A 25,095-nucleotide genomic window follows, 5' to 3' on the forward strand; every position below is an offset into this window, starting at 1 on the left:
TGGCCATCCCGCAAGAGGCCGCTGTGTTAATCGAGCAGGCTCCACGAACCGGCAGCTTCGCGGCAGGCGGCCCCTCGGCCGACAAATTCACGACCGTCGGCCACAATGCGCTGCGTGTATTGCCGGCAATTCTGATCGCCGACCTGATAGGGGCTTGCCGCGGTCACAGAGCCGCGCGCGCCCTGTCCTTGCCAGTTGACGGCTTCCCCCGCCGGCGCCGCCGCCAGGGCGTATTGCTCGGCCTGCAGCGCCTTGGCTTGATCGAAAGAAGACAATGTAATGCCGGCGCGCTGCACCAACCCGCCATTCAGAGCCGCCGACTGTGCAGCTGCCTGCGCCGCCACGGGCTGAGGAGCGACCGCCGCTCCACCGCCGCCGGTTGCCGAACAGCCTGAGATCATGAGAACGACAGCAATCAATTGCCAATTTCGTATCACGAGTTTTCCCGTCATATTGTTTTGCGTCATCAGAGAAAGCGTTGAGCAGAAAGAATGGTTCCCCGATCCACAGCGCTCCCACTATTTCGTCGCTAAGCACAGAATGTGGCCATAATTCGCATGCGGGGTCGCGATCAACTATTTCCTGCTTTTGGCCGGAAGAACAACGCGCGCGTGCAGTCCAGCCCCCTCAAGTCCGGTCAGCTCGAAACGACCGCCATAGGCCTGCACGATATCATCAACGATCGATAAGCCAAGGCCGGAGCCCGCCCCGCTCTCGTCCAGCCTGTTGCCGCGCTTCATTGCCCTTCGGATTTCATCGGGTGTCAGGCCCGGCCCGTCGTCCTTCACGATGATCTCGGCCCAGTCTCCAGGCTCAGCGGAATCCGCCCGGCTTTGCGCGCTTACATGCACTTCGCTCTCGGCGAATCGAGCCGCATTTTCCAGAAGGTTGCCGACGACCTCCTCAAGGTCGTGCTGCTCGGTTGCCAGAAGAAGTCCCGGCTCACATGTCAGCACGAAGGATTTCTCCGGGTTCAGCCGCCGCATCACCCGCACAAGCCGTTCAAGCACAGGTTCCGCCTCACAGCGCGTGAGAACCGATTCCGTCTGCGCGGCGATGCGCGCCCGGTTCAGATAGGCCTGAACCTGGGCCTGCATCATCACCACTTGCGAAGCGATGAGCTTGCCTTCCTTCTCGGCCATGCCCTGGGCCTCGTTCAAAAGCACGGCAATCGGCGTCTTCAGTGAGTGCGCGAGATTGCCGACCTGCATCCGCGCCCGCTCGACGATTGCCCTGTTGTTTGCCAGCAAGGCATTGATTTCATCGGCAAGCGGTTGAATCTCCACCGGAAACTGCCCGCGCATCTCGCCCTCGCCCTCCTCGGAAATATGGCGCAAGGCCACACGCGCCCGGTCGAGCGGGCGCAGTGCCCACAAAATGATGAGGCCATTAAGGAGAATGCTCGCAATCCCGAAAAGGGCGAGCGCTATGTAGAGCCGCTGCGAAAACCAGCGTACGTCATTGTCAACCGCATCGCGATTGCCCGACACCCGGATCCGGGTTGCCCGGTCCTTCTCATCCATCACGACAACGGTTTCGATCACCGCCAGGTCATTATTGTTGTCGTCGCGAACGATATAGGTGCGGCGATAATTGCCGTCATAGGGAACTTCGCTCTCAGGGGTAACCGGCAGGTCTTGCGCGCCGAGAGAGGGCGATTGCAGCGACTTTTTGGATTTGTCGTAAAGCGGATCGACAACCCAGTACCATCCGGTCTGGGGTTGCTGATAGTTCAGATTGCCAAGCTGCGGCGATCCCTTGAGTTCGCCCTCATCATCAATCGATACCGAATTGATCACATTGAACATTTCGGCTTGCAGAAGCTGCCGGAAGCCGCGCTCCGCGGCATTGCGATAAAGAGCTGAAATCACGATCGCGATCACAAGAAGCGCGATCGCAAACCATACGGTCGTCAGAGCCAGCGAACGCAGGGTGAGGGAATTCGCAAACCTCATCCCGGCGCCTGCATGCGATAGCCGAGGCCGCGCACCGTCTCGATCCAGTCAGCTCCGATTTTCTTGCGAAGTCTGCCAACAAAAACCTCGATCGTGTTGGAATCACGATCGAAATCCTGATCATAAAGATGTTCGGTCAGCTCCGTCCGCGAGACAACCTCGCCCTGATGATGCATCAGGTAGGACAGCAACCGGTATTCGTGCGAGGTAAGCCTCAGTATCTCACCGTCGAGCGTGGCCTTGGAGGCCTTGACGTCAAGTTCGATCGGGCCGCAGGTGATCGTCGCCGCTGCATGACCGGCGGCGCGACGGATCAGCGCCCTGATGCGGGCCATCACTTCTTCGATGTGAAACGGCTTGGTGACATAGTCATCGGCGCCGGCATCGATCCCGGCCACCTTGTCGCTCCAGCGATCGCGCGCCGTCAGGATCAGAACCGGCATGTTGCGACCGGCCTGCCGCCATTTGTCGAGCACGGTCACGCCATCCATCTGGGGCAGACCGATATCGAGTATGACCGCGTCATAAGGTTCGGTATCGCCCAGGAAATGGCCTTCCTCGCCGTCATAGGCGCAGTCGACCACATAGTCTGAATCCCGCAGCATCTGGGCAAGCTGGCGGTTCAAGTTCTCATCATCTTCGATCAGCAGAATTCGCATTTCAGTTATCCGCTTTTGCAGGCGCCGGCCCGAGAAAAATCAGCTTGCCGGCACGCGGCGGGTGATCTTGCGCGGTGGGCTGCCGTCGCTTGCCGGAACGATCACCGTTATCAGACACATATTCGGATCGTCCGGCGCGGGCAGAGCGGAAAGCAGATCGCCGCCCGTGCTGGCCGCGACCTGGCGCGCGGCGTTTGCGCAGCTGGCGGCGCCGGCCGTTCCACTGTTTCCGCCCAGCAACAAGCCGGTCAGCACCAGAATATATAGAGGTTTCAACGACATCAAATCTTCTTCTTCGCCATCCTGCGCACCATTCGCAAGTCCTTATAAAGATACGTGGCTGAACTCCAAATGAATAGCCCCGTCGAAACGCTTGCAATCTTAATTTCAGAAAAATCGAAAATGGCGTCCTGGCCGGAACCCGAAGCTCCGGCCAGTCCTGTGTAAAGATGATGGTTTCAAGCTAACGGGTTAGCGACGACTTCGCCGCAATCCGCCCGAACAGCGCGAGCATCCCGCCCGCTGCACCTGCGATCGTGGTAATCGAAGCCGCCAGTTCGCTCTGCGTGCCGTCATCGATATAGATGCCGCCAAGCTGCAGCAGCGGCGCGGCAACCGCCAGCAGAGCGCCCCAAACGGTCTTGGAGAGATACCATTTTTTCACATCCATAGCATTTTCCTTTCTGTCAGTTGGGAAGGTTTATTTCTGCGGTCAGCGGGATGCCGAGCGGCACCTTGCGTCCGAGCTGGCAAAGCCTGACCGTCATCGCGCCGGCCAGCGTCCCGAAGTCGTCGGCCTGATCGCTCGCCGCGTACACGAATTCCGGAACGCCCATCTCGATACGCCGCACCATTGTCGCCCCGTCGAACAGCTCGAGCCGGTAGCGCTCGATATCCTCGTCCAGCGGTATCTCGGCTGCCGCCCAGTCATCCGCGTCGAGCCGCGATCGCCTGATCCAGCTGAAATGGATGTCCCCGGAGGCCATCCGGCGCGCGCGCAGATGAACCGGCGCAAGCGGCGTCTCCGCCCGCAATCCGCCGGCGAAGACGTAAGGCCCCTTCGGATCCTGCTGCCCATAGGCGGTCTCGATCACGTAATTGCGCGCAAGACCGATGTGGCGCGCGCTCAGGCCGACAGGGATCACCGCGTCACCCAGAACAACCGCGTCATTGCCGGCCAAGGCCCCGGCCATCATGGCGTCTTCGGTCCCGTGCAGCCCCCGTAACAGGCCGGCGAGCCGCCAGCGCCCCGCAGCTATCTCGACGGCATCGAGAAAACCGATAATCTCGAAAACGCCATTCTCGGCGCGAACCGCGATCCGGTTGGCGCCGCTCAGCACAGCGTCTTTCGAAGCCGAGGAAAGGCCGCCAAAATCGAGGTCCACGACCAGATCCTCGGAGAAGTCAAACCGGCCGCTCACGCCAGGCGACAGCGTGTCGGCCAGACGCGCGGTTCCTGCCGGCCTCTCGATCACCACATTGGCTCCATAGCCTTCCGTGGTGGCGGACGAGGAAACGAAGATGCGACGCCATGGCCTCGCAAACGCAGCGATACGCGCAAAGCTCTCCGGCGCGCCGCCGCCGTCGCGGGCAAGATCCAGAAAGACCACGCGCGGCGCAAACCCGTCGGACGCATCTTCGTGAACCCGGCCCCGATCCACCGGCAGAAACCGCGCGCCAGCAAGCGGCGCAAAAGAGCGCGCCTCGATCTTCAGGGTCTCGCCAAGCTCGGCGCGCGTGACCATGAACCGGCCAGCCGGCCCGTCGTTGATGCGCACGACATCGCCGACTTCCAGGCCACGCGCTTGCGGAGAAAGATCGATCGAGAGCGTGCGCACCGCAATCCGGTTCTCCCGCAGCATGTCGCCCGCGAGCGAAAGCGCCGTGGTTTCCGGCAGCACCGTGGGCAGCGCATAGCGCAACACCCGGTCATTGACCGCGACAACGCGGCTGGAACGCACATTCGCCTGCTCATAATCTGTGAAGGGGTCGAAGTATGACACCACCGCCTCGCCGGCGAGATCACTCTCATGGCTGCGTGTTTCCCTGAAGCGCCCGGCATCCTCGCGCTCCGCCGTCACGTCGATCGTCGCCGGCGGCAGGCTCGCCCTGAGCCGGGAGCGGAACTGCAAAACGCCGCCGTGTTCGATGGTATCGGCGGAATACAGCGAAAGCAGCGGCTCGATCAAATTGCGGGCACTGTCGATATCGGCCTGCTGATAGCCCGTCAGGTCGCCGTTCAGAAGCCGCACGTCGCAATCGTGAAAACCGTGATCGGCCAAAAGCGCGCGCACCGTGTGGGCAAGCGTCGTCGCCCCCAGCCGTCCGTTCAGCCAGTGACCGGTCGTCCAGTTGGCGCCGTCGGTCCACAGATCGGAATTCTGCGGGAAGCCGGGATAGGGTCTGATATCCCAGCACCAGAGGAAAATATGCCCGAAGTCGACTGGCGTCTCCACTGTTTCAAACCGAGAAAGCTGCGTCTCCAGAAACCGGCGCTGCTCTGCATCGGAACGCTGTCCGCTCGAAAAATAGGGAAACGCCGATTCCGCCGATTTCGGATCGGCAAACACATTCGGCTGCCCGGCCCCCTTGTCGACGGCGGCGCACCCAAGCTCGGAAAACCAGATCGGCTTCGACATGGGCACCCAGGCCGTCGGCGTCGGCGATTCCACCCCGCCGACGCGATTATAATGCGGGTTCGCCCACCAGTTCTGGATGTCCTTGTAGCGATAGACCCAGGGCTTGCCGGATAGACCGTCGGTGATCGGCGTTCGCACACGTGCCGCCCGATCCGCATCGCTGGCATAGTACCAATCATAGCCTTCGCCGCCGGCGACCTGTCCCCAAAAGCCATCCGGATCGTTCGCGACCCTGAAGCCATCCGGGTTTTCAGCGCCCAGATCGCTGTCGCGCCAGTCCGAAATCGGCATGTAGTTGTCGATGCTGACCGCAGCGATATTGTGGTTCGCCCATAGCGTGTCGAGATTGAAATAGACATCGCCGCTGCCATCGGCGGGATGGTAGCCGAAATACTCACTCCAGTCGGCGGCATAAGTCACCCGCCCCCTGAGGCCCAGGACAGAGCGCACATCGGCCGCAAGCGCGATCAGCCCTTCCACAAAGGGAAAGGCATCGCTCCCGTCACGCACGGAGGTCAGCCCCCGCATCTCGGAGCCGATAATAAAGCCGTCCACGCCGCCTGCGGCACGCGCCAGATGCGCGTAATGCAGAATGAACCGGCGATAACCCTTGTCATCGCCGGTAAAATTCACCCCGCCGCCAAAGGTGTTGAACTGATGGTTCTCCGCCGTCCCCAGGAACGCTTCCACCTGGGCACGGGCCGAAGCGCTGCGGTCGGTAGTGCCGGGTCGGCCCGGTGCGGGGTGACAGCTTATCCGTCCCCGCCAGGGGTAACGCGGCTGCTCGGAGCCGCCATGCGGATCGGGCAGACCGTTGCCCGCCGGCACGTCCATCATCAGAAATGGATAGAGATAGACTTCGATGCCGCGCGCCCTCAGATCGGCGATCGCTGCGATCAGCCCTTCGTCATTGGGCGTGCCGCCATAAGCCGGGCCGCCATCATGCGTGGAAACGATATGAGCCTGCCCGCGCCCAATGCCCGATACCCGCCAGGGCGTGCTCTCTTCCTTGCGGAACGGCGTTTCCACGCCCGGTTCGATCCGGCATTCTCCGGCCCTCAGGTCAGAGCCAAACCATGCCACCACCAGCGCCACTCGCTCCAGATTGGGGCACAGCGCCATCAACTCGTCGATCGAGGCTTCCCAGTCGGTCGCCCGCGTCAGCGTGTTCCGGTTCATGATCCGCTGCTGGCCGCTGCCCAGCGCCTCGGTCACTGGAAACGGACAAAGCCCGTGCTCGGTCGCCCCCGGAATGATCGCAAGCGCCCGGATCTGGCTTTCCAGCGAACCTGTCGGTTTCAGCACCTCGAACTGGATCACCGGTATCCGGTTGCCGAACGTGTCCAGAGGCAGGCGCTCGAACACGACATAGCAAAGCCCGCGATAGGCCGGAGCATTGCCGGCCCCCTGCTTCGCCTCGATCAGCGGATCGGGCAACTGGCTGTCCGAGCCGGGGTAAAACCGCATCTCAATATTGGCGAGATCGAGTTCGCGACCGTCCGCCCAAACACGCCGGATCGCCGCCACCGGTCCCTCGCAGAGGCCATAGGCAAAGTTACCGAAATAGGCAAAGCTCTCGACCGTCGAGCCCGCGGCCTTACCGCCGGTGCGTTCCTCGGTGACTTCCTCTTCGAACCGCGTTGCCCAGATCAGCGTTCCGCCGATGCGCGACGTGCCGTAAACCCTGGGTATCGCAGCACCTTCCTCCGCGCCGCCAATCCGTGCGCTTGAAAGATGGCTACCCTTTACCTTTTGCCCGCCGGAAAAGATAAGGCCGTCCAGCGCATTGCCGGCAAGAGCGCCGATCGCCCGGCCGGCCACCGCGCCGAACGGGCCGAGCAGCCCGCCGAACACGGCGCCGGCCGCCTGAAACACGATAGTTGCCATGCTGAAACCTCAATCTCGATCGGGAAAGCGGAAGACGCCTGCGACCTTGCGCCGCCATGCGGGAACAAGGGCGGAGCGGATCACGCCCGCCTGCTCATAGGCATGTATGAAATGGTCTGGACCACACAGAATACCGGCATGTTTGGCCGAAAACTGCGCCCGCCAGCGAAACAGAAGAATATCGCCCGGCTGCATCGCGCCAATCGTGATCGCCGGCCCGCAATAGCGAAGCGCGGCCTCAAGCAGCCGTTCCTCGCTGCTCCGCTCTGCCCAATCGGCGGCATAGGGTGCTGCCGGCTCGGGTGCGGAACCATAGAGCTCCTGCCAGACGCCGCGTATCAGCCCGAGACAATCGCACCCCTGGCCGCATTCGCTCGCCTGGTGGCGATAGGGCGTCCCGAGCCATTTTTCGGCCGCTGCCACGGCCGCTTCGCCAAGCGCCGTCATTTGTAAAGCGCCCGGCCGTCATGCTCGCTCTCGCCATTCACGTAGGAATAGGCGAAGTCCGCGCCCGGCATATGGGGGAAACCCCGGAAATTGACATGGTTGCCGAACTTCGCCCGGCAGGTGGAAAACGACTTGTCGCAGCCCGCCGTCAGCCGCACCGCATCGCCGATCTCCGGCGCCGCCTCCAGCGGTAGCCAAAGCTCCAGCCGCATCGCCCCGCCCGCCCCCTGATTGGTCTCGATATCCGCTTTCGTGCCGGCAAGCGCCCCGCTCTCGAACGACAGAACGCCAAACGAAAAGAAACCCGCGGCGAATTCTCCGCCGACCGATACCGTCAATTGCGCATCGCTATCGACCTCGACAACGGTCCCGGTCGCCGTGAACCCCGGCGTGGCCAGGTTAAACCCGCATTTTCCGTCTCCCAACGCCGCATCACAACGGCGCGAGAAACTGCGCCCCTGCGGCTGGGACAAGCGGTGCGTTATAGACCGCAACTCCGCCGTAAATCCGCCGCCCTCACGGGTCACTTCGCCGATTTCGTGCACATACATCCGCTGGTGCTCGGACGGGTTGCGCCAGTTGACCAGATAGGCCTCGACCCGCGCCCCGTCATACTGCCCGGCCGCCAGCGCTTCCTCGGTTATCGCCGCGCTGGAAAACCCGCCCGCGACCTCGCTGGTGGTGGCCGCGAGCCCCTCCTCCGTTTCGATGTTCGTCGCCGCAAACCCGCTCGCCGCCATAAAGGTCGTGGATGCGAAGTGAAGATCGTGGTCATGTTCGGTAAAGCCCATGACCGTGCCGTCCTTCAGCACAACCTTCCAGCAGGAACACACCGTGGTTGCATCTTCGGAAAGGTGGGCCAGAAGGCCCGCTTCAATCTCCCTCATGGCTTGACCTCCACCAGCGGCACCGATGGCACGCTGCCTGCATTGAACGCCTTCATGTTGATGTCGATGCGATCGATATCGAAGCGCACCGGCACATCGAATTCATAACCCGCGAAAATCGCGGCGCCGTTCGCCGGCGGGCTCGCAAACGTCACAATCCCGCTCGCCACATCGACGGAGAATCCGGATGCGGCAACGCCATCCACGGAGACCTTCACGCTGTCGGCCACCGGCTTCTGGATCGTCCGGGTCCAGGACGCCGCGCCGTCGCCATAGGTCTTGATCAGCTGAAAGCTCGCCGTCGCGCCGTCTCCGGTCGCTATCCACTGATCGCCGGCTTCCGGCTCGGCAAGCGGCCCGCAGGATTTGAAATCGACCGGATCGCGAAAGCGAAACCCGTAAAGCTGGCCGCCCCGCGCCTCGAAAAACGCCATCAGTTCATAAAGATCGGCCACCGAACGCACCGCCGAGCCCGCGTCGTAGGACCGCCGGGAATCCCGCCATCGCTGATTGCGCGATTCGTGACCATTGGAGAGGTTGACGATATCGGTGCGCCGCACCGGCCCGCCGCTTACCGAGAGTGAAAGGCGCAGCGGAAACCGCACCTCATGAAAACTCGCGCTCATGACCGCTCCTCAGATATTGCGCTGGCCGGAACGCACCGCCCGCGCCAGCATCGCCGAGATCTGCCCCTCGCTCTTGCGGAAGCTCTCCGCATCCGGCGTCGAAACATTGAAGACGATACGCGCCCCGCCACCGGTACCTGCAGCTACGCCAAGCGAGCCATCGGCCCCACGCTTCAGCGGCAGGATCGCCTCGCTACCAGCCTCGCCCATCAGCCCCAGGCCGCCATTCATGCCGAAATAGGTCGGCGTCGAAACGATGCCGCCGGCGGCAAAGGGCGTGATCCTGCCCGGCACCCCGCCCTTGGCATGGGCCACGGCCTCCACCAGCCCGCCTGTCAGCGATCCGATCTGGCTCGAGATCACGCCCTCCAGCGGCTTCAGTGCCGCGTTCAGCGCCAGGTCGTTCAACCGACGCCCAAGATCGCCCAGCACCGTCTGCAACCCCTTGCCGCCAAGCGTTGCGTCCTTCAGCGCCGTGGTAAGCGCGCCCGCAAACCGGTCGGATTGCGTTTCCAGATCGAGCAGCACGTCGTAAAGCGCGCTGGCGCTCTCGCGTGCGCCATCGATACTCGTCTCTTCAATGTCCATGAAACGTCCTCATCTGTCGGGAAAGCGGGTCATCAGATCGTCGAGGGCCGCCCGCGTCGGATAGCTCTCGGCCGGCGCGAACGCACCCGCCATCGCCGCGAATTCCATCGGCGACAGCGCCCAGAACGCGTCCGGCGAAAGCCGCAGCGTGCAGAGCCCGGTATGGATCGCCGCCCGCCAGGGGAACGGTTCGGCGACGGGAGGTTGGGGCTCTGCCGCTGCGGCTAGGAAGGGTCCGCCTCCTTCGAGGTCTCCCCTCCCGTAAACGTGACGGTCAGAAGTTCGCCGACGAGGCTTGCATAGGCCGCAACGCCGCCTTCCATGCCCATGGCGGCCACCTCATCGTCATCGATCGCATTGCCGCCGCCGCGAAGCCCGGCGCCGATGATCGCGATCAGGTCACGCGCCTTCAGCCCGCCCGAGGCAAGTCGCTTGCCCAGATCGCCAAGCCCATCCGCCGCAAACGCCGTCTCAAGCTCCGCAAGCGCTCCGAGCGTCAGGCACAATATCCGCCGCTCACCATCAAAGACCGCCTCCACCTCGCCACGATGGCGATTGGCCCGGCTGCCGCCGCGGCTCATACCGCCGCTCCGAAGCTTACGGCCCCGCCCGATTCCAGCGCGATCTCGAACTGAACCTCGCCATTATGCTGGCCGCTATATTCGAGCGCGGAAATCTGGAACGGTCCGGCCACAGTGCCAAACCCCGGGATCACGATCTGCGCCTCCACCAGCGCGGCGGAGAAAAACGCCGCACGCACGGTCTCGTCGGATGCCTGATCCTTGAATATCCCGGACGCAGTCATCGACGCCCGCTGCACGCCGGCGCCAGCCAGCAGCTCGCGCCATCGCCCGGCGCTTTCGGAATCGGTGATGTCCACCGTCTCGGCATTGAATGCCAACCGCCGCGACCTGAGGCCGGCGACGGTTTCATACCCACTGCCATTATGCAGTTTCAAAAGCAGGTCCTTGCCTTTCTGGGCCGTCATGGAACTCTCCGTTGTCTGTCTGGAAATCAGCGGCTCACGCCGGTTCGGTCACCGCGCGAAAGCGCATCTCGGCGAGAAAATACCCGGTGCGCGTCACCCGCTTCACCCTGGTCGAGCGATGCGCAAGATTGACGAGCGTCGCATCAGAAAGCGACAGCGCCGCATCGTCGAGCAGCGCCCGCACCCGCGCCTCGATCTCCTGCAATGCCTTGCGCCCATGCGCCTCCGACCAGATTTCGATCGTCAGCGCATGCTCGAACAGCTTGCCATCCACCGTCGAAACATCGGTGGTGACGCATTCGCCGAAGACGATGGCGGGCAGTCGCGGCCGGCTCAGCAAACGGTCGAAGATCGCATCCGCGCCGATCAGCCCCGTCAATTCGCCATCGCCGGAAAGCACCGCATGGATCGCCGCAAGAAGCGCGTTCTCGGTTGAACTCATGGCGTAATCTCCTCACAGCGGCACATGAGATAGCGCCCGGTCTCGTCGGGATCGCGCCACCCATTGATCTTGAAAACCCGCCCACCGCGTTGAAACCGCATCCCAGGCGTCAAATCGGATCGCATGCGCATCCAGATTTCGTGAGTCAGGCGAACAACCTCGCCATTGGCCTCCTCATCGAAGGCGATGGAAACCGGCTCCACCCGCGCCCAGAGCTTTGCGACCTCCGACCAGCTTTCGGTCGCGCCCCCCTGCCCGTCCGGTGTGAATGTCGGCGCCATCAGTTGAAGCCTTGCTGAAAACGCCCCCGGATCAAACGTGCGCATCAAAGCCTCCATGCCTTGAGCGGCGCGATCAGCCGGTCATAGCCATCGGGGGTTCCAGCCGGCTGCTGATCGGGCCCGATCGCGCCGCGAAACAGGAACATGTGCGCCACATGGCGCAGAATTGCCTGTCTCGCGACTTCCGGTACATCCACCGCCGCCCCGAAACCCGCCGTAAACTCCACCTCGATGCCGTTGATCCCGGCCCGCCATCCGCCCATGCCGGGAAGGTAGAACCGCGCCGGCCGCGCCCGCCCATCAAGCCGTCCGCCATCGAGCGCCACGACGGTCGCCTCGCCATCGGCATCATACGCCGTCACCGCATCCACGCTCTGCACCGGCCCATGCGCCAGCGAAATCATGCCGCTCGTCGGCCATGCATCGCGGTAGAGCCGCCACATCTGGGTCACCAGCGCCAGACCACTCACGCTTTCCAGATATTCCCGCGCGGCCACAATCAGCGCGGCCACCAAATCATCTTCCTCGCTGCCATCGAGGCGCAGAAACGCCTTGGCCTCGCTGAGGCTCACCGGCTCTTCAGCGGGGGGCGTTATCAGGGCATAGCTCATCGTCAAAATTCCTCCGGCAACGAAAAAGCCCCGACGCAAGCGCCGGAGCTGTCCTGTCTCAATTCTCGTCTCCTTCCGGGTCATCCTCGGGCTTGACCCGAGGATCCAGGCCAAACGACCTGCCCGTCAGAAGCCACCCGCCTTACGCTTCGCCGAACTTGATCAGCTTGATCGCCTCGAAATTCTGCACCCCGCCGCCAACGCGCTTGGTGGTGTAGAACAGCACATAAGGCTTGGCCGAATAGGGGTCGCGCAGCACCCGAACACCGGTGCGGTCGACCACCAGATAACCCGCAGCAAAATCGCCAAAGGCAATCGCCGTCTCGTCGGTCGCGATATCCGGCATGTTCTCTGCTTCGGTCACCGGGAAACCCATGAGCGAGGCGGACTGGCCGAGACCGGCCGGCGGCTGCCACAGATAATTGCCGTCGTCATCCTTGAACTTGCGGATCACGCCCTGCGTCTTCCGGTTCATCACGAAATGCGCGTTCTGGCGATGCGCCGCCTTCAGCGAATAGATCGTCTCGATCAGCGTGTCGGAAGGATCGGCCGCCTTGAACGCGCCATCCGCGCCGGTGGCGACATAGCCGATCTTGCCCCATTCCCAGGCGCTGTCAGCCACATTGGTGTAGCTCAGGAAACCCTTCGGCATGGTCGACGTATTGCCGTTGATGAAGGCAGCACTCTCCTGCTCGGCAAAGGCGATGTCGATTTCGCTCGCAATCCAGCTCTCGACATCCACCGCCGCATCGTCCAGCAGCGAAGCGCTGGCCGCCGGCATCGCGTAAAGCTCCATCGTCGGGAACGACAACTCGGAAATATCCGGCGTCGCTGTCTGGTCACGGTCGGCGATCTCGCCCACCCATCCGGCGGTAAAGCCCGAGGCGATGAACGGCTTCTTCAGCACCGCGCCGGAAACCTGGCGCACCGTCGCCAGTTGCCGGATCGGCGAAACCGCCGTCAGCCGGCGACCGATTTCGGTGTCGGTTTCATCCGGCACCAGATAACCGCCATCGCTCTCGGTCGTCGAGATCGCCTTCGCTTCAAGAGCGCGAAGCCCCTGCTCGTCGCCACGGCGGATATAGTTTTCGAACGCCGCCTTGTGCTCGCTCGCCGCCAGGGCATTCGAACGGCCGAGCGACGGACGCGCCTTCTTCAGCTGCATCTCGTCGATCAGCCGCGACTGGGCGTCCATGGCGCGGTTGATGCGGTCGACCTTCTCGCGGGTCACGGCGTCTTCGCCCATCTTGCTCTCGATTTCGCCGAGCCGGCGGTCATTGGCTTCCTTGAAGGCCTCGAAACTCGACATGAAGTCTTCGAAAGCTTGATTGATCGGCGCGCTCTTGATCTCCGGCGCGACCTTCATCTGAGACATGGTCATAATCCTGTCCTCTCGCAATTGTCGTTGGAATGCGGGCGTCGCGTGTGGCAACCGGCCCGCCTGTGGGTGTCAGGGCGTCATCATCCGGCTCGCCCGCCGCAACAGGCCGAGAAGCCGGTCGTCATCCGCCCCGTCTGCGCTTACGGCCGCATCCTGCCTGCCAACAAGCGCGTCATAGCCGCCGGCCAGAAACCGGCGCGCCGCCTTTCGGGAGAGGCCGGCATCCCGCGTCAGCCATCGCTCGAATTCTCTGATCGTCGGAAAGATATCGCCCGCCTTCTTCACATTCGCGATCCGCGCCGAAGGCAGCATCGGAAAAGTGACGATCGAAATCTCCCACAGATCGGCCTCCAGGACCCGGCGCACGCCGGATTTCGCATCCGTCCGCGCCCGCACCGTCTGGAAGCCGATCGAAAGTCCGTCGAGCCCGCCCGCCTTCATCAGCGCATGCACCTCGCGGGCACGGGCCACATCTGCGGAAAGCACGCCCTCGACATAAAGCCCGCGCCCGTCCTCGCGGATCTTCGTCCACGTGCCGATCGGCTCGCACGGGTCGTGCTGGAACAGCATCCGCACGCCGCCCGCGCCCCGCTTTTGCAGCGAGCGAGAAAATGCGCCGCGCTCAATCATGTCCTTGCCGAGATCGATCTCGCCGAAAAGGCTCGCATAGCCCGAGAATGAACCGTCGCCCGCAAGGTCGGTCAGCGACAGGTCGGCATATTTCAGTTCGTCGGCCAGCATTGTGTTCTCGCCCATATCCACTCCTTGAAAATTGCCGGCCATTTTTAGTAGCCGACGGCCTCGCGCTTCTCCTCGTCGGAGAGAAAATCGGCGCTGGATACCCGGGTCCACAACGCATCCCGTTCCGCCGAAAGGGCCGACACCTGGTCAAGATCGACCTCAAGCTTCAGCCCGCCGCCATAGACCGGAGCGAGCCAGTTCGTCAGCGCAGCGGCAGTCCTCGCAATCAATGGCAACACCGTCAGCCGGTAAAAGGCGCGGTTCGCCTCCTGATAGTTGGAATAGGTGTTGTCGCCGGGTATCCCCAACATCATCGGCGGCACCCCGATGGCGAGCGCAATATCCCGCGCCGCGCCGTTGCGCGCCTCGGTGAAATCCATGTCGCGCGGCGTCAGCCCCATCGCCTTCCAGTCAAGTCCGCCTTCCAGCAGCAGCGGACGGCCGGCGCGCACCGGCCCGGCATAGCCGTCCTCCAGCTCCTGCTTCAGCCGCTCATACTGCTCCTCGGTCAGGTTCCCGCCATCCTTCGGCTGATAGACCAGCGCGCCCGACGGCCGTGCGGAATTATCGAGCAATGCCTTGTTCCAGACCGACGACGCATTGTGCAGATCGAGCGCCATCTGCGCCGCCGCCAGCGGCGAAAGCCCTGAATGATCGTCAAGCGGATGAAACAGCCGCATATGCAGCACCGTCAGCCCGTCGCCTTCTGCGACAAACCGGCTCACATGCGCGCCGATCCGGTATTCATAAGCTTCCGGCCACCCGTCGCGGCCTTCGATGATCCGCACCCGGTCGGGCCGCAGCAGATGCAGCTCGCGCAGCGTCTCGCCGACAAGGATCGGCTCGACATAGGCATTGCCGGAAAGCAGCAGATGCCCGAACAGCGCCTCGAAGAAATCCGATCCGCTCATCCGCCCATTCGGCCGCTTCAACAGGACAAGCAGCGGATGATCGGAAACCAACGCCCCTTCATCGAAAAGCTGCCAGGGCATCGCCGCCGCGGCCTCGGCAATCAGCCGCACCGCGCGGTGCGCCACCGGGTTCTTCATGAACCCCTCGCGCGACAGCGCGGCATAGGATCGTCCCGTCCACCGCGCCTCTCCGCTGATCGAAAGCGCCGAAAGCGTCACCGGCGCTGCCTTCTTCTCGGACGCGGAAACCACGTCCGCCGGACGCCGTCCCGGCAGATGAAAGGGCATCTTCATGCCACACCTCTCTGTTTTCAAAACAAAAAAAGCCCCGGAGAACCGGAGCTTTGAAAAATACAGAAGCGGCAACGACACCGCCCAACCGGACGCCGACTATCACGCCGGCCTAACCGCAAAGCCCCCCAATCTTCTCGCCCCGGAGGGGAGAGATGCCCCGAAAGGGGCAGTGAGGGGGGAGTCTATCCCTACGAAAAACCTACCGGGACAAACCACCTACGGCGCCCCAACAACTATCCCACAAAACGCGATGTCTTCACCGCCTTTTCAGTATCGTAATCCGCCGCCATCCGCATCTCGCGCAATGGCCGCACCGTCGCCGTCGACTTCTGATAGATCGGATGCGCCCGATAAGCCGCCAGCGCCGCCTCGTCCTCGAACTCGCCATAGACAACGAAATCGACCTGTTCGTCATAAAGGTCGCTACGCGTATTGCGCCCGATTTCCAGCACATTCGCATGCGGGTTTTCGGTCAGCATCGAAAGCCCGGTCTCGATCGCATCCGCATCGCCACCTTCGGGAACAGAGAAGAAAACAATATGTCGTATCATGCCGAGACCCTTGCGCTGTTCGGGCTTCGGCTATCACGGCCAAATCCCGCGCGCAAGTCGCTATACGCCGCGCACGCGCGGCATCCCGTCGCCCTCCAGAAGCAGCGCCGTCAGCGCCCAGACCAGCGCATCCAGCCGGTCGGGAGACCGGCCCGCAGATAACCCGTCCGGCCCGAAATCGCACATCTGGTCAACGAGCCTCGCAAAATGCCCGGCATGGCGCACCCGGCCCTGCTCATAAAGGGCTGCCACCGGCTCGGCGCGCAAAAACTTGCCGCGTTTGGCGCGCACTGTCGAAACCGGCAGTCTTTCATCGACGCTCCTCAGCATCGCCGTCACCATATCGCCGCCCTGGTTGATCTCGGCCACAACCCGGTCGGCATCGAAGCGCCGATAGGCTTCCACCACCGCCCGCGCCCACTGCGCCGGCGAACCGCCCTCGACCGAACAATCGGCCAGCACCAGCGCCCCGCCGTTTTCCATCCCGCCCGCAACCACAATGCCGCAAACCGAATTGCGCCCCGAGCCCGCCGGCGGATCAACCGCCACCACGATCCGCCCGGACGCCGTCGCCCGCCGGGCGACGATCGTCTCCAGATCGGAGCGCCGCCACAGCGCGTCCTCGCGATCCTCGATCAGCTCCCCGTCCAGTTCCTGCCGCCCGAGCCTCGTCCCGCCATAGCGGCTGGAGAGCGCCTTGATAAAGCCGGGCGCCAGATTGGCGCGATTATCCGCCGTTGATATCCGGGTTAGCACGGTGTCGTCTTCCGCCATCAACCGCTTCAACAGCGGCACCGCCCGCGGCGTGGTCGTCACCATCTGCCGCGGCGATTGTCCGAGCCGCAGCCCGAATTGAAGCATGTCCCAGCATTCCTGCCCGTAGCGCCATTTCGCCAGTTCATCACACCATGCAAAGTGGAACTGCGGCCCGCGCAGCGCCTCCGGGTCCTCGGAGGAAAACAGATAGGCCATCGCCCCGTTCGGCCATACCAGCCGCCGACGCGTGATTTCGAAATCCGGCTTCATCCGCCGCGACACCCGGCAGATGCCGGAAACCCCGTCGATCATCACCTCCCGGGCATCGCCCAGCGTCTCCGCCACCAGCGCGATGCGCAACTCGCTCTTGTCACCCTGAGCAATCGCCAGATCATGCACCCATTCCGCACCGGCCCGCGTCTTGCCCGAGCCACGCCCGCCCATCAGCAGCCATGTCCGCCAGTCGGCGGGCGGGGGCAATTGCTCCGGTCGCGCCAGAAACCGCCACTCCTTGGCAAGGAAGGCGGCGTATTGAAACGGATCAGCCGGCCCGCTCGCGTCCGGCGAGCTTCCGTTCCGCCAGTTCCTCGGCCCGCTTTTCGATGAGGTCGAGGAAGTGGGCTTTGGCATTGTCGTAATCCCTGAAATCCAGTTGGCGCTCTTCCTCGTCCATGCGGCTGGCCGCCAGCCGCCGCTGCAACTCGTCGGCCTTTTCCAGCGTGCGGATGATCAGCGCGATCGCATCGGTCGCCGCCTTCACCTCGGCGCGCGCATCGCCGTCATCGCCCTGGCTTCCGCGCTTCACCGCCCGCATGCGCAGCCGCTTGAAGAAGGCGAACTGCGCCCGCATCTCCGCCGTCAGGTCGTTCAAGAGCAGCCGCATGTCATCATCGCCGCCGCCGCGCCGGGTCTTCGGCTCGATGAAGTGATAGCCGGCCTCCGTCCGCCCCGCCCCGCCTTCATAGCGCGGGTTGCGCGGCCACAGCCCGAATAGCGAGATATCGAATGACTCATGGTCAGCCACAGTGAAGCTCCTTCCGGCCTTCTTACGAGAGAGGCCGTTCGACCATAAAAAAGCCCGGTCGAAACCGGGCGGCAACAATTCCGGATGGAGCCGTCACCGACTCGCAGAAGGTCAAAAAGATAGAGCGGTTCCGCGATACGAGGAAAAGCGGAACCGCTCCAGTCTGAGTGACGGCTGAATCGGGCGGGAAGGCGAAGCGGGGTCAAACCCGCAAATTCCCGACCGTAGACAGAAGCTACCAAAGCACCGTCACGCCGTCAAGGATTATTTTCCTATAATAGGTATTTTTTCTTATCTTGTAATAGCGAGGAAGGTCTCATCCCGTCTTCTCTCCCGTCAGAACCGGCCATTCGATCAGGTAGTCCTCGTAGTCCTCCACCGCCACCTTCATCTCGCTGATGGTCTTGTCGCGGGCCGAAATCCCGGCCTGATGCACCGTCTCGCGGTCTCCGGAAACCAGATAATGCCACCAGTAGAGGTCCCGTCCCTCATGGATCAGCCGATAGGCGCAGGTCGGCGGCAGCCAGGGTATTTCCCGCACGCCCTCCATGTCGAGCTGAATGCATTCCGGCACCGTCTTCTGCCGGTGCTCGTAATCCGAGCACTGGCAGCTATGCCCGTCCAGCAGCCGGCAGGCGACCGAGGTGAAGGCCACCTCTCCCGTCTCCCAGTCCTCCAGCTTGTTCAGACAGCACAGCCCGCAACCGTCGCAAAGGGCTTCCCATTCGCGATTGTCCATCTCCTCGAGCCGCTTCACCCGCCAGAAAGGTTCGTCCGCCTTGTCAGCCATTGGTCTTCCTTTTCGCCGAACCGCCTATATGCGCGCATCGCGGTCGCGCTTCAACCCGCATCAGGCCGGACATCAGGTAAGTAATTACTGACTTAAACAAAGGTCTTATCACTATCGGTCAATTGCGACAATTTGCCCGCTTGCTAGCATCCTCCCATGCGCTCCGGAGGACGAGCGCTTCTGCGCTGAGGAGAGCGCAGCCCTTTTCACGACTTGGGAGGAGTCTGAATGTCTCGCTTTATCATGAACCGGCGCAGCCTGCTGAGAGCGGGCGCGGCCGCCGGCATCACGCTCGCCGCACCCATGCATTTCGTCCGCGGTGCCTATGCCCAGGACAAGATGTCCTGCAACATGCCGACCGGCAGCAATGTCGTGCTCGGCTTCAACGTGCCCCAGACCGGCCCCTATGCCGATGAAGGCCTCGACGAGTTGAAGGCCCTCCAGCTCGCCGCCAAGCATCTGAACGGCGAAGGCGATGGCGGCATGCTGTCGACCTTCTCCTCGAAGACACTGAAGGGCAACGGCATTCTCGGCAAAAAGGTCGACTATGTCACCGGCGACACCCAGACCAAGTCGGATGCCGCCCGCGACGGCGCCAAGCGCATGATCGAGAAGGACGGCGCGGTGATGATCACCGGCGGTTCGTCCTCGGGCGTTGCCATTGCCGTGCAGAGCCTGTGCCAGGACATGGGCGTCATCTTCATGGCCGGTCTGACCCATTCCAACGATACCACCGGCAAGGACAAGCGCCGCTACGGCTTCCGCCATTTCTTCAACGCCTATCAGTCGGGTGAAGCGCTCGGTCCGGTCCTCGCAAAGGAATACGGTTCGGACCGCCGCGCCTATCACCTCACCGCCGACTATACCTGGGGCTGGACCCAGGAGGAATCGATGAAGAATGCCACCGAGGCGCTCGGCTGGGAAACCGTCCAGACGGTCAAGACCCCCGTCGGCGCGGGCGACTTCTCGCAGTACATCACCCCGGTTCTCAATTCCGGCGCGGATGTCCTGATTCTCAACCACTACGGCGGCGACATGGTCAATTCGCTGACCCAGGCCGTCCAGTTCGGCCTCAAGGACAAGCAGGCCAACGGCAAGAATTTCGAGATCGTCGTGCCGCTGTTCTCCGACCTCATGGCCAAGGGCGCGGGCTCCGCCGCCGAGAACATCCTCGGCTCCGCCAATTGGCTGTGGTCGCTCGACAATGACGGCACCAAGGCCTTCGTCCAGTCCTTCGGCGCGGAATACGGCTTCCCGCCGTCCCAGGCCGCCCAGACCTGCTACGTTCAGGCCCTGCTTTACGCCGACGCCGTGGAACGCGCCGGAACCTTCTTCGCACCGGAAGTCATCAAGGCGCTGGAAGGCTTCGAGTTCGACGGTCTCGGCAATGGCCCGACGCTCTACCGCGCCGCCGACCACCAGTGCATGAAGGATTGCCTGGTCGTGCGCGGTAACCCGGATCCGCAGAACGAATACGACCTCCTCAAGGTGGTCGAAGTCGTGCCGCGCTCGCAGGTCGATTACGACCCGTCGATCTTCGGCGGCGAACTCGGCCCCGATACGGCCAAGCAGTGCTGATCTCGGCCAGATGAACAACGGACCGGGCGCCAAATCCGCGCCCGGTCCCGCGCATCGAAACAGCGGATAGCGGGTAATGGACGCCATCATCATTCAAATTCTGAACGGTCTGGACAAGGGCGCGGCCTATTCGCTGATCGCGCTTGGCCTCACTTTGGTCTTCGGCACGCTCGGCGTGGTCAATTTCGCCCACGGGGCGCTGTTCATGCTCGGCGCGTTCTGCGCCGTCGCCTTCAATGCGTTGATCTCCTGGCCGATCCAGCCGCCCAAGGAAGAGGGCGCGCTGTTCGCGCCCCGCGCCATCCCCTACATGGAATACGCTTTCGGCGATGTCGGGGCCACGATCATCAACTGGTCGGTGCCATTGTCGATCCTGCTTGCGATCCCGGTCATGCTGCTGATCGGCCTCACGATGGAGCGCGGTCTGATCCGGTTCTTCTACAAGCGTCCCCATGCCGACCAGATTCTCGTCACCTTCGGCCTTGCGATCGTGCTGCAGGAAATCATCAAGAAAATCTTCGGCGCCAATCCGATCCCGCAGACCGCCCCCTCCCTCTTCTCCGGCACCGCCAATGTCGGTGCCTGGATCGGCATGGCCGATGCCTTCATCGTCTATCCGTGGTGGCGCCTGATCTATTTCGTGACCGCGCTCCTGATCATCGGGGCCGTGTTCGCCTTCCTGCAATTCACCACCTACGGCATGGTCGTCCGCGCCGGCATGCGTGATCGCGAGACCGTCGGCCTGCTCGGCATCGACATCGAGAAGCGCTTCACCGTCGTCTTCGGCATCGCCGCCGTGGTCGCGGGGCTTGCGGGCGTGATGTACACGCCGATCCTGCCGCCGAACTACCACCTCGGCATGGATTTCCTTGTCCTCAGCTTCGTCGTGGTCGTGGTCGGCGGCATGGGCTCGCTGCCGGGCGCCATCATCGCCGGCTTCACGCTCGGGATCCTGCAATCCTTCGCCTCGATGAACGAGGTCAAGGCCATCATCCCCGGCATCGACCAGGTCATCATCTACCTCGTCGCCGTCATCATTCTCTTGACCATGCCGCGCGGGCTCATGGGCCGCCGCGGCGTGATGGAGGAATAGACCCGCATGTTCGCCAATCTTTCCCGCAATGACTGGCTGCTGTTTGCCATCTTCTCGGCCATCGTGCTTGCCGCGCCCATCCTGTTCATGCCGCTCGGCGCCGCCTATCCGGCGCTCCTGCAGAAGTTCGCGATCTTCGGCATTTTCGCCATCGGCTTCAACATCCTGTTCGGGCTGACGGGCTATCTCTCTTTCGGCCACGCCGCCTTTCTCGGCGTCGGCTCCTATGCCGCCGTCTGGTCGTTCAAGCTTTTGACGATGAACGCGATCCCGGCGATTATCTTCGCGATGATCTGTTCCGGCTTGTTCGCCGCCGTCATCGGCTATGTCACGCTTCGGCGCTCCGGCATCTATTTCTCGATCCTGACGCTCGCCTTCGCCCAGATGAGCTACAATCTCGCCTATTCGGTGCTGACGCCAATCACCAATGGCGAAACCGGCCTGCAGCTTTCGCACAATGATCCGCGCATCCTCGACCGGATGTTCTTCGAAGCTGGCGCCGGCCTGCCCTCGCCCGATTTCTTCGGCATCCAGCTCCAGGGCTTTGGCGGCTTCTATTTCTGCGCTATCGCCCTTTTGATCTGTTTTTATCTCACGATCCGCATCTTCCGCTCGCCCTTCGGCATGATGCTGAAGGCAGTGAAATCGAACCAGAACCGGATGATGTATACCGGCTTCAACACGCGGCCTTATCTCCGCTCCGCCTTCATCATCTCCGGCATGTTCGCCGGTCTCGCCGGCGCGCTGATGGCCGTTACCGATCCGCTGGCGGGTGCCGAACGCATGCAGTGGACGGCGTCAGGCGAGGTCGTGCTGATGACCATTCTCGGCGGCGTCGGCACGCTGGTCGGCCCGGTCATCGGCGCCGTCGTCATCAAATATTTCGAAAACATCTTCTCGTCCTTCAACGAGCAGGCCCTGCACCAGACCTTCTCCTTCCTGCCGGACGCGCTGGAGACCCCGGTGGTCAAGATCCTGTCGCTGTTCGTCGGCGAGGGCTGGCACCTGACGCTCGGCCTGATCTTCATGGCCATCGTCATCTTCCTGCCCGGCGGCATCATGGAAGGCGTCAAACGTGTCCGCGCCCGCTTTGGCGGCGGCGGCACCGGCAAGGCGGAGGAACAGTCCGTCGCCGAAGTCCAGCCCGCGGAGTAGCACCATGGCCGACAAAAACATCGTCCTTCACGTCGACGACGTCCACAAGAGCTTCGGCGGGCTTCGCGCGCTCTCCGATGTCAATCTTGAGGTCGAAAGCGGCAAGGTCCACGCCATTATCGGCCCCAACGGGGCCGGCAAGTCCACCCTGCTGAATGTCTGCATCGGCCGCCTGAAGCCGACCCATGGCAAGGTCGTCTTCGACGGCCAGACGCTGACCAGCCACGCGCCCCACGAGATCAACCAGATGGGCGTCTCGCGCGTGTTCCAGACGCCGGAAATCTTTCCGGACCTGACGCTGATCGAAAACGTCATGATCCCCGCCTTCGCCCGCCGCGATGGCGCGTTCAAGCTGAATGCCATCCGCGCCCTTGCCGGCGAGAAGGAGGTGCGCGAGGAGGCCGAATTCATTCTGGAGGATATCGGGCTTGCACCGCGCCGCCATCACGAGGCGGGCTCGCTGTCGCGCGGCGACAAGCGCCGGCTGGAGCTTGCCATGTGCCTGATCCAGAAGCCCAAGCTGCTGCTTCTCGATGAACCCACGGCCGGCATGGCCCGCCACGATACCAACCGCACGATCGAACTGCTTCAGCGCATCAAGGCCCGCGGCATGACCAAGGTCATCATCGAGCACGACATGCATGTCGTGTTCTCGCTTGCCGACAGGATCTCGGTGCTTGCGCAGGGACGGATCATCGCCGAAGGTTCTCCCGATGAGGTGCGCGGGAACCCGAAGGTCAAGGAAGCCTATCTTGGCGAGGCCGAGGCATGAACATGCACAGCAACAATGTCCGCGAGGAGCAAAACCGGATGGCCACCGAAAAGGGCGATGCATTCTTCAGCGTCCGCGACATTCACGCCTGGTACGGCGAAAGCTACATCGTTCAGGGCGTTTCCTTCGATATCGCCAAGGGCGAGGTGCTGTCCCTCCTCGGCCGCAACGGCGCCGGCAAGACCAGCACGCTGCGCACCCTCGCCCGTCTCGACAATCCGGCCCTGAAGAGTGGCGAAATCTGGCTCGATGGCGAACCGCTGCACAACAAGCGCGCCTTCCAGGCCGCCAAGATGGGCGCGCAGCTCGTGCCCGAAGACCGCCGCATCATCGGCGGCCTGACGGTGGAGGAAAACCTCGTGCTCGCCCAGGTCTCCGGCGAAAAGGGCTGGACCATCGAAAAGATCTACGACCATTTCCCGCGCCTTGCCGAACGCCGCAGGCAGGACGCCGTCACCATGTCCGGCGGCGAACAGCAGATGCTGGCCGTCGCCCGCGCGCTCGCGCGCGATATCAAGATCCTGTTCCTCGACGAGCCCTATGAGGGCCTCGCCCCGGTGATCGTCCACGAGATCGAAAGCATCGTCCGCCAGATCCGCGACCTCGGCATCACCACCATCATCGTCGAACAGAACGCAGTGGCGGCACTCCGCCTCTCCGACAAGGCGGTGATCATGGACACCGGCCAGATCGTGTTCTCCGGCACCGCGGCCGAAGTGCTCGACAACGCCGAACTGCGCGAGGAATATCTGGCGATCTGAGGCTCATGCCAGTCTCTCCATCAACCTCACCGCATAGCCCCCCCAATCTTCTCGCCCCGGAGGGGAGAGATGTCGCGAAAGCGACAGTGAGGGGGGAGACTTTCACCGCGAACGCCCTCACAATTTGACATTCCGCTCCACCCTCACTGCCCCTTTCGGGGCATCTCTGCCGCCAGCGGGAGAGAGTATCGGGAGCAAGCCTCATGGCCATCGATGCGATGCCGCCTTCAAAATGCAAGCGCGATTCCTGCACCTTCCAAGCCGAGACATCCATCCCCTCCACTATGGTTAACATCTTTATAACGTTTTCTCCCTAACCTGTTGTCGATAGAAGACATTTGTCGGGGAGTACGATCTTGGTCGATCGGTATCGGGAACTTGAAGGGCTGAAGAACACGCGCAATCTCGACGTCGTGCTGATGGCCACGGTTTCGGGCTTCGGCTCGCTCGACAATCCGAGCGCGGCCGAACGCCGGCGCTTCGCCGAACTCTTCGGCCCCGTCTACGAGGCCTCGTCGCCGGAGGCGCGCCGTCAGGCGGTCGCCGCCCTGTCCTGCCACGCCCATGTGCCCCAGGATGTCTGCCGCTATATCGGCAGCCGCGAGATCGCGGTCGCGGCCCCCTTCCTCGCCCGCTCGCCCGCCATTACCGACGACACGCTGATCGCCCTGATCGAGACCACGACGGAAGAACATATCCGCGCCATCATCCACCGGACGGACCTGTCGCAGAAGGTCATCCAGGCGCTGATCGGCGCACGGCGCTCGGAGGAACAGCAGGAGCCCGCCGGCAATTTCGACATCGACACCGGCACGCGTGACGACAGCGAGGCGCTGCGCCGCACGCTGAAGGCCATGGCCGCCGGCACCGGCGATGCCGACCGCCTCGGCGTCTCCACCCTCACCGAGTTGCAGACCGCCCTCCTGGTCCGCTTCGCGCGGCGCGCCGAGAAGCCGTTCTTCACCGAAACCTTCACGCGCGCGCTTGGCGGCGACCGGGTGCTGGCCCGTCGCATTCTCGAAGAACCCACCGGCCAGCGTCTTGCCGTCGCTCTGATCGCGCTCGGCATGAATCATGCCGACACAGGCTACGTCCTGCCCCGCATCGCCGCGATCGACCGGCAGGACAACGAAACAACCGAACACGCGGCCGAAAAGCTCGTGGGATCGCTGAAGCCCGCAGCCTGCATCCAGGAACTGCTCGGCTGGCAGTCGGAGCGCGAGCGCGAAACCCGCGTCGCCGCCGAGAAACAGGAAGCGGCGCGGCGCACGGCGTGAA

28 protein-coding genes and 1 pseudogene are annotated in these 25,095 nt (G+C 63.1%); 6 read left to right on the forward strand and 23 right to left on the reverse strand.

From position 1 onward, the window contains the following. Positions 1-26: 26 nt before the first annotated feature. From V6765_RS14025 to V6765_RS14135, 23 genes and pseudogenes are all read right to left on the reverse strand, one after another. Entirely contained in the window at positions 27-467 is a 441-nt protein-coding gene (locus V6765_RS14025) for a hypothetical protein (protein WP_448429759.1), read from the reverse strand. Positions 468-575: 108 nt separating this feature from the next. After that, the gene (locus tag V6765_RS14030) at positions 576-1,955 is read right to left on the reverse strand and encodes a sensor histidine kinase (RefSeq protein WP_448429761.1); all 1,380 of its coding nucleotides are present in this window, start codon (positions 1,953-1,955) and stop codon (positions 576-578) included. Next, a complete protein-coding gene (locus tag V6765_RS14035; RefSeq protein ID WP_347445684.1) occupies positions 1,952-2,614 on the reverse strand; it encodes a response regulator transcription factor in 663 nt (220 codons plus the stop codon). The genes V6765_RS14030 and V6765_RS14035 overlap by 4 nt, the downstream gene beginning before the upstream one ends. A 39-nt stretch (positions 2,615-2,653) precedes the next feature. Beyond that, positions 2,654-2,896 carry a hypothetical protein gene (locus tag V6765_RS14040; protein WP_448429763.1) on the reverse strand — a complete coding sequence of 81 codons (243 nt, stop codon included), beginning with the start codon at positions 2,894-2,896 and terminating at the stop codon, positions 2,654-2,656. A gap of 181 nt (positions 2,897-3,077) precedes the next feature. Continuing rightward, positions 3,078-3,284: a hypothetical protein gene (locus V6765_RS14045; protein ID WP_448429765.1), complete on the reverse strand. Its 207-nt coding sequence runs from the start codon at positions 3,282-3,284 to the stop codon at positions 3,078-3,080. 16 nt (positions 3,285-3,300) lie between these two features. Beyond that, positions 3,301-7,140: a baseplate multidomain protein megatron gene (locus V6765_RS14050; protein WP_448429767.1), complete on the reverse strand. Its 3,840-nt coding sequence runs from the start codon at positions 7,138-7,140 to the stop codon at positions 3,301-3,303. Between the two features lie 9 nt (positions 7,141-7,149). Then, the gene (locus V6765_RS14055) at positions 7,150-7,587 is read right to left on the reverse strand and encodes an NlpC/P60 family protein (RefSeq protein WP_448429769.1); all 438 of its coding nucleotides are present in this window, start codon (positions 7,585-7,587) and stop codon (positions 7,150-7,152) included. Beyond that, positions 7,584-8,474 (reverse strand): DUF2163 domain-containing protein, encoded by an 891-nt coding sequence (locus tag V6765_RS14060; RefSeq protein ID WP_448429771.1) that lies wholly within the window; start codon positions 8,472-8,474, stop codon positions 7,584-7,586. Before V6765_RS14060 ends, V6765_RS14055 begins: the two co-directional genes overlap by 4 nt. Further along, a complete protein-coding gene (locus V6765_RS14065) occupies positions 8,471-9,100 on the reverse strand; it encodes a phage distal tail protein, Rcc01695 family (RefSeq protein WP_448429773.1) in 630 nt (209 codons plus the stop codon). Before V6765_RS14065 ends, V6765_RS14060 begins: the two co-directional genes overlap by 4 nt. Before the next feature lie 9 nt (positions 9,101-9,109). Beyond that, on the reverse strand, positions 9,110-9,688 hold the full coding sequence (locus V6765_RS14070) for a phage tail tape measure protein (RefSeq protein WP_448429775.1): 579 nt from the start codon (positions 9,686-9,688) through the stop codon (positions 9,110-9,112). 9 nt (positions 9,689-9,697) lie between these two features. Then, positions 9,698-9,865: pseudogene (locus tag V6765_RS14075) on the reverse strand (rcc01693 family protein); the annotation flags it as partial. Between the two features lie 47 nt (positions 9,866-9,912). Continuing rightward, a complete protein-coding gene (locus tag V6765_RS14080; RefSeq protein ID WP_448429777.1) occupies positions 9,913-10,269 on the reverse strand; it encodes a gene transfer agent family protein in 357 nt (118 codons plus the stop codon). Then, positions 10,266-10,676, reverse strand: coding sequence for a phage major tail protein, TP901-1 family (locus V6765_RS14085; RefSeq protein ID WP_448429778.1), 411 nt, complete (start codon positions 10,674-10,676; stop codon positions 10,266-10,268). Before V6765_RS14085 ends, V6765_RS14080 begins: the two co-directional genes overlap by 4 nt. 34 nt (positions 10,677-10,710) lie before the next feature. Next, the gene (locus V6765_RS14090; RefSeq protein ID WP_448429780.1) at positions 10,711-11,118 is read right to left on the reverse strand and encodes a DUF3168 domain-containing protein; all 408 of its coding nucleotides are present in this window, start codon (positions 11,116-11,118) and stop codon (positions 10,711-10,713) included. Then, the gene (locus V6765_RS14095; protein ID WP_448429782.1) at positions 11,115-11,444 is read right to left on the reverse strand and encodes a phage head closure protein; all 330 of its coding nucleotides are present in this window, start codon (positions 11,442-11,444) and stop codon (positions 11,115-11,117) included. The genes V6765_RS14090 and V6765_RS14095 overlap by 4 nt, the downstream gene beginning before the upstream one ends. Next, entirely contained in the window at positions 11,444-12,010 is a 567-nt protein-coding gene (locus V6765_RS14100; protein ID WP_448429784.1) for a head-tail connector protein, read from the reverse strand. The genes V6765_RS14095 and V6765_RS14100 overlap by 1 nt, the downstream gene beginning before the upstream one ends. Before the next feature lie 142 nt (positions 12,011-12,152). Further along, positions 12,153-13,391: a phage major capsid protein gene (locus tag V6765_RS14105; protein ID WP_448429786.1), complete on the reverse strand. Its 1,239-nt coding sequence runs from the start codon at positions 13,389-13,391 to the stop codon at positions 12,153-12,155. Between the two features lie 69 nt (positions 13,392-13,460). Next, positions 13,461-14,147 carry an HK97 family phage prohead protease gene (locus V6765_RS14110; protein ID WP_448429788.1) on the reverse strand — a complete coding sequence of 229 codons (687 nt, stop codon included), beginning with the start codon at positions 14,145-14,147 and terminating at the stop codon, positions 13,461-13,463. A gap of 29 nt (positions 14,148-14,176) precedes the next feature. After that, positions 14,177-15,337 carry a phage portal protein gene (locus tag V6765_RS14115; RefSeq protein ID WP_448429790.1) on the reverse strand — a complete coding sequence of 387 codons (1,161 nt, stop codon included), beginning with the start codon at positions 15,335-15,337 and terminating at the stop codon, positions 14,177-14,179. A gap of 233 nt (positions 15,338-15,570) precedes the next feature. After that, positions 15,571-15,888: a Dabb family protein gene (locus V6765_RS14120; protein ID WP_448429792.1), complete on the reverse strand. Its 318-nt coding sequence runs from the start codon at positions 15,886-15,888 to the stop codon at positions 15,571-15,573. Between the two features lie 60 nt (positions 15,889-15,948). After that, positions 15,949-17,274: a DNA-packaging protein gene (locus V6765_RS14125; RefSeq protein ID WP_448429794.1), complete on the reverse strand. Its 1,326-nt coding sequence runs from the start codon at positions 17,272-17,274 to the stop codon at positions 15,949-15,951. Next, a complete protein-coding gene (locus V6765_RS14130) occupies positions 17,186-17,668 on the reverse strand; it encodes a hypothetical protein (RefSeq protein ID WP_448429796.1) in 483 nt (160 codons plus the stop codon). The genes V6765_RS14125 and V6765_RS14130 overlap by 89 nt, the downstream gene beginning before the upstream one ends. 316 nt (positions 17,669-17,984) lie before the next feature. After that, positions 17,985-18,458: a YcgN family cysteine cluster protein gene (locus V6765_RS14135; RefSeq protein ID WP_448429798.1), complete on the reverse strand. Its 474-nt coding sequence runs from the start codon at positions 18,456-18,458 to the stop codon at positions 17,985-17,987. 228 nt (positions 18,459-18,686) lie between these two features. Between V6765_RS14135 and V6765_RS14140 the strand changes: the two genes are divergently transcribed. The 6 genes from V6765_RS14140 to V6765_RS14165 all read left to right on the forward strand — a co-directional run bounded on the left by V6765_RS14140 (position 18,687) and on the right by V6765_RS14165 (position 25,094). Beyond that, positions 18,687-20,036 (forward strand): substrate-binding protein, encoded by a 1,350-nt coding sequence (locus V6765_RS14140; RefSeq protein WP_448429800.1) that lies wholly within the window; start codon positions 18,687-18,689, stop codon positions 20,034-20,036. 76 nt (positions 20,037-20,112) lie between these two features. Next, entirely contained in the window at positions 20,113-21,129 is a 1,017-nt protein-coding gene (locus V6765_RS14145; RefSeq protein ID WP_448429802.1) for a branched-chain amino acid ABC transporter permease, read from the forward strand. 6 nt (positions 21,130-21,135) lie between these two features. After that, positions 21,136-22,284 (forward strand): branched-chain amino acid ABC transporter permease, encoded by a 1,149-nt coding sequence (locus tag V6765_RS14150; RefSeq protein WP_448429804.1) that lies wholly within the window; start codon positions 21,136-21,138, stop codon positions 22,282-22,284. Positions 22,285-22,288: 4 nt separating this feature from the next. Beyond that, a complete protein-coding gene (locus tag V6765_RS14155) occupies positions 22,289-23,056 on the forward strand; it encodes an ABC transporter ATP-binding protein (RefSeq protein WP_448429806.1) in 768 nt (255 codons plus the stop codon). Beyond that, positions 23,053-23,817 carry an ABC transporter ATP-binding protein gene (locus V6765_RS14160; RefSeq protein WP_448429808.1) on the forward strand — a complete coding sequence of 255 codons (765 nt, stop codon included), beginning with the start codon at positions 23,053-23,055 and terminating at the stop codon, positions 23,815-23,817. Before V6765_RS14155 ends, V6765_RS14160 begins: the two co-directional genes overlap by 4 nt. A gap of 356 nt (positions 23,818-24,173) precedes the next feature. Further along, positions 24,174-25,094 (forward strand): DUF2336 domain-containing protein, encoded by a 921-nt coding sequence (locus V6765_RS14165; protein WP_448429810.1) that lies wholly within the window; start codon positions 24,174-24,176, stop codon positions 25,092-25,094. The last annotated feature ends 1 nt before the right edge of the window (position 25,095 follow it).

It is taken from the genome of Martelella sp. FOR1707 (assembly GCF_053484265.1).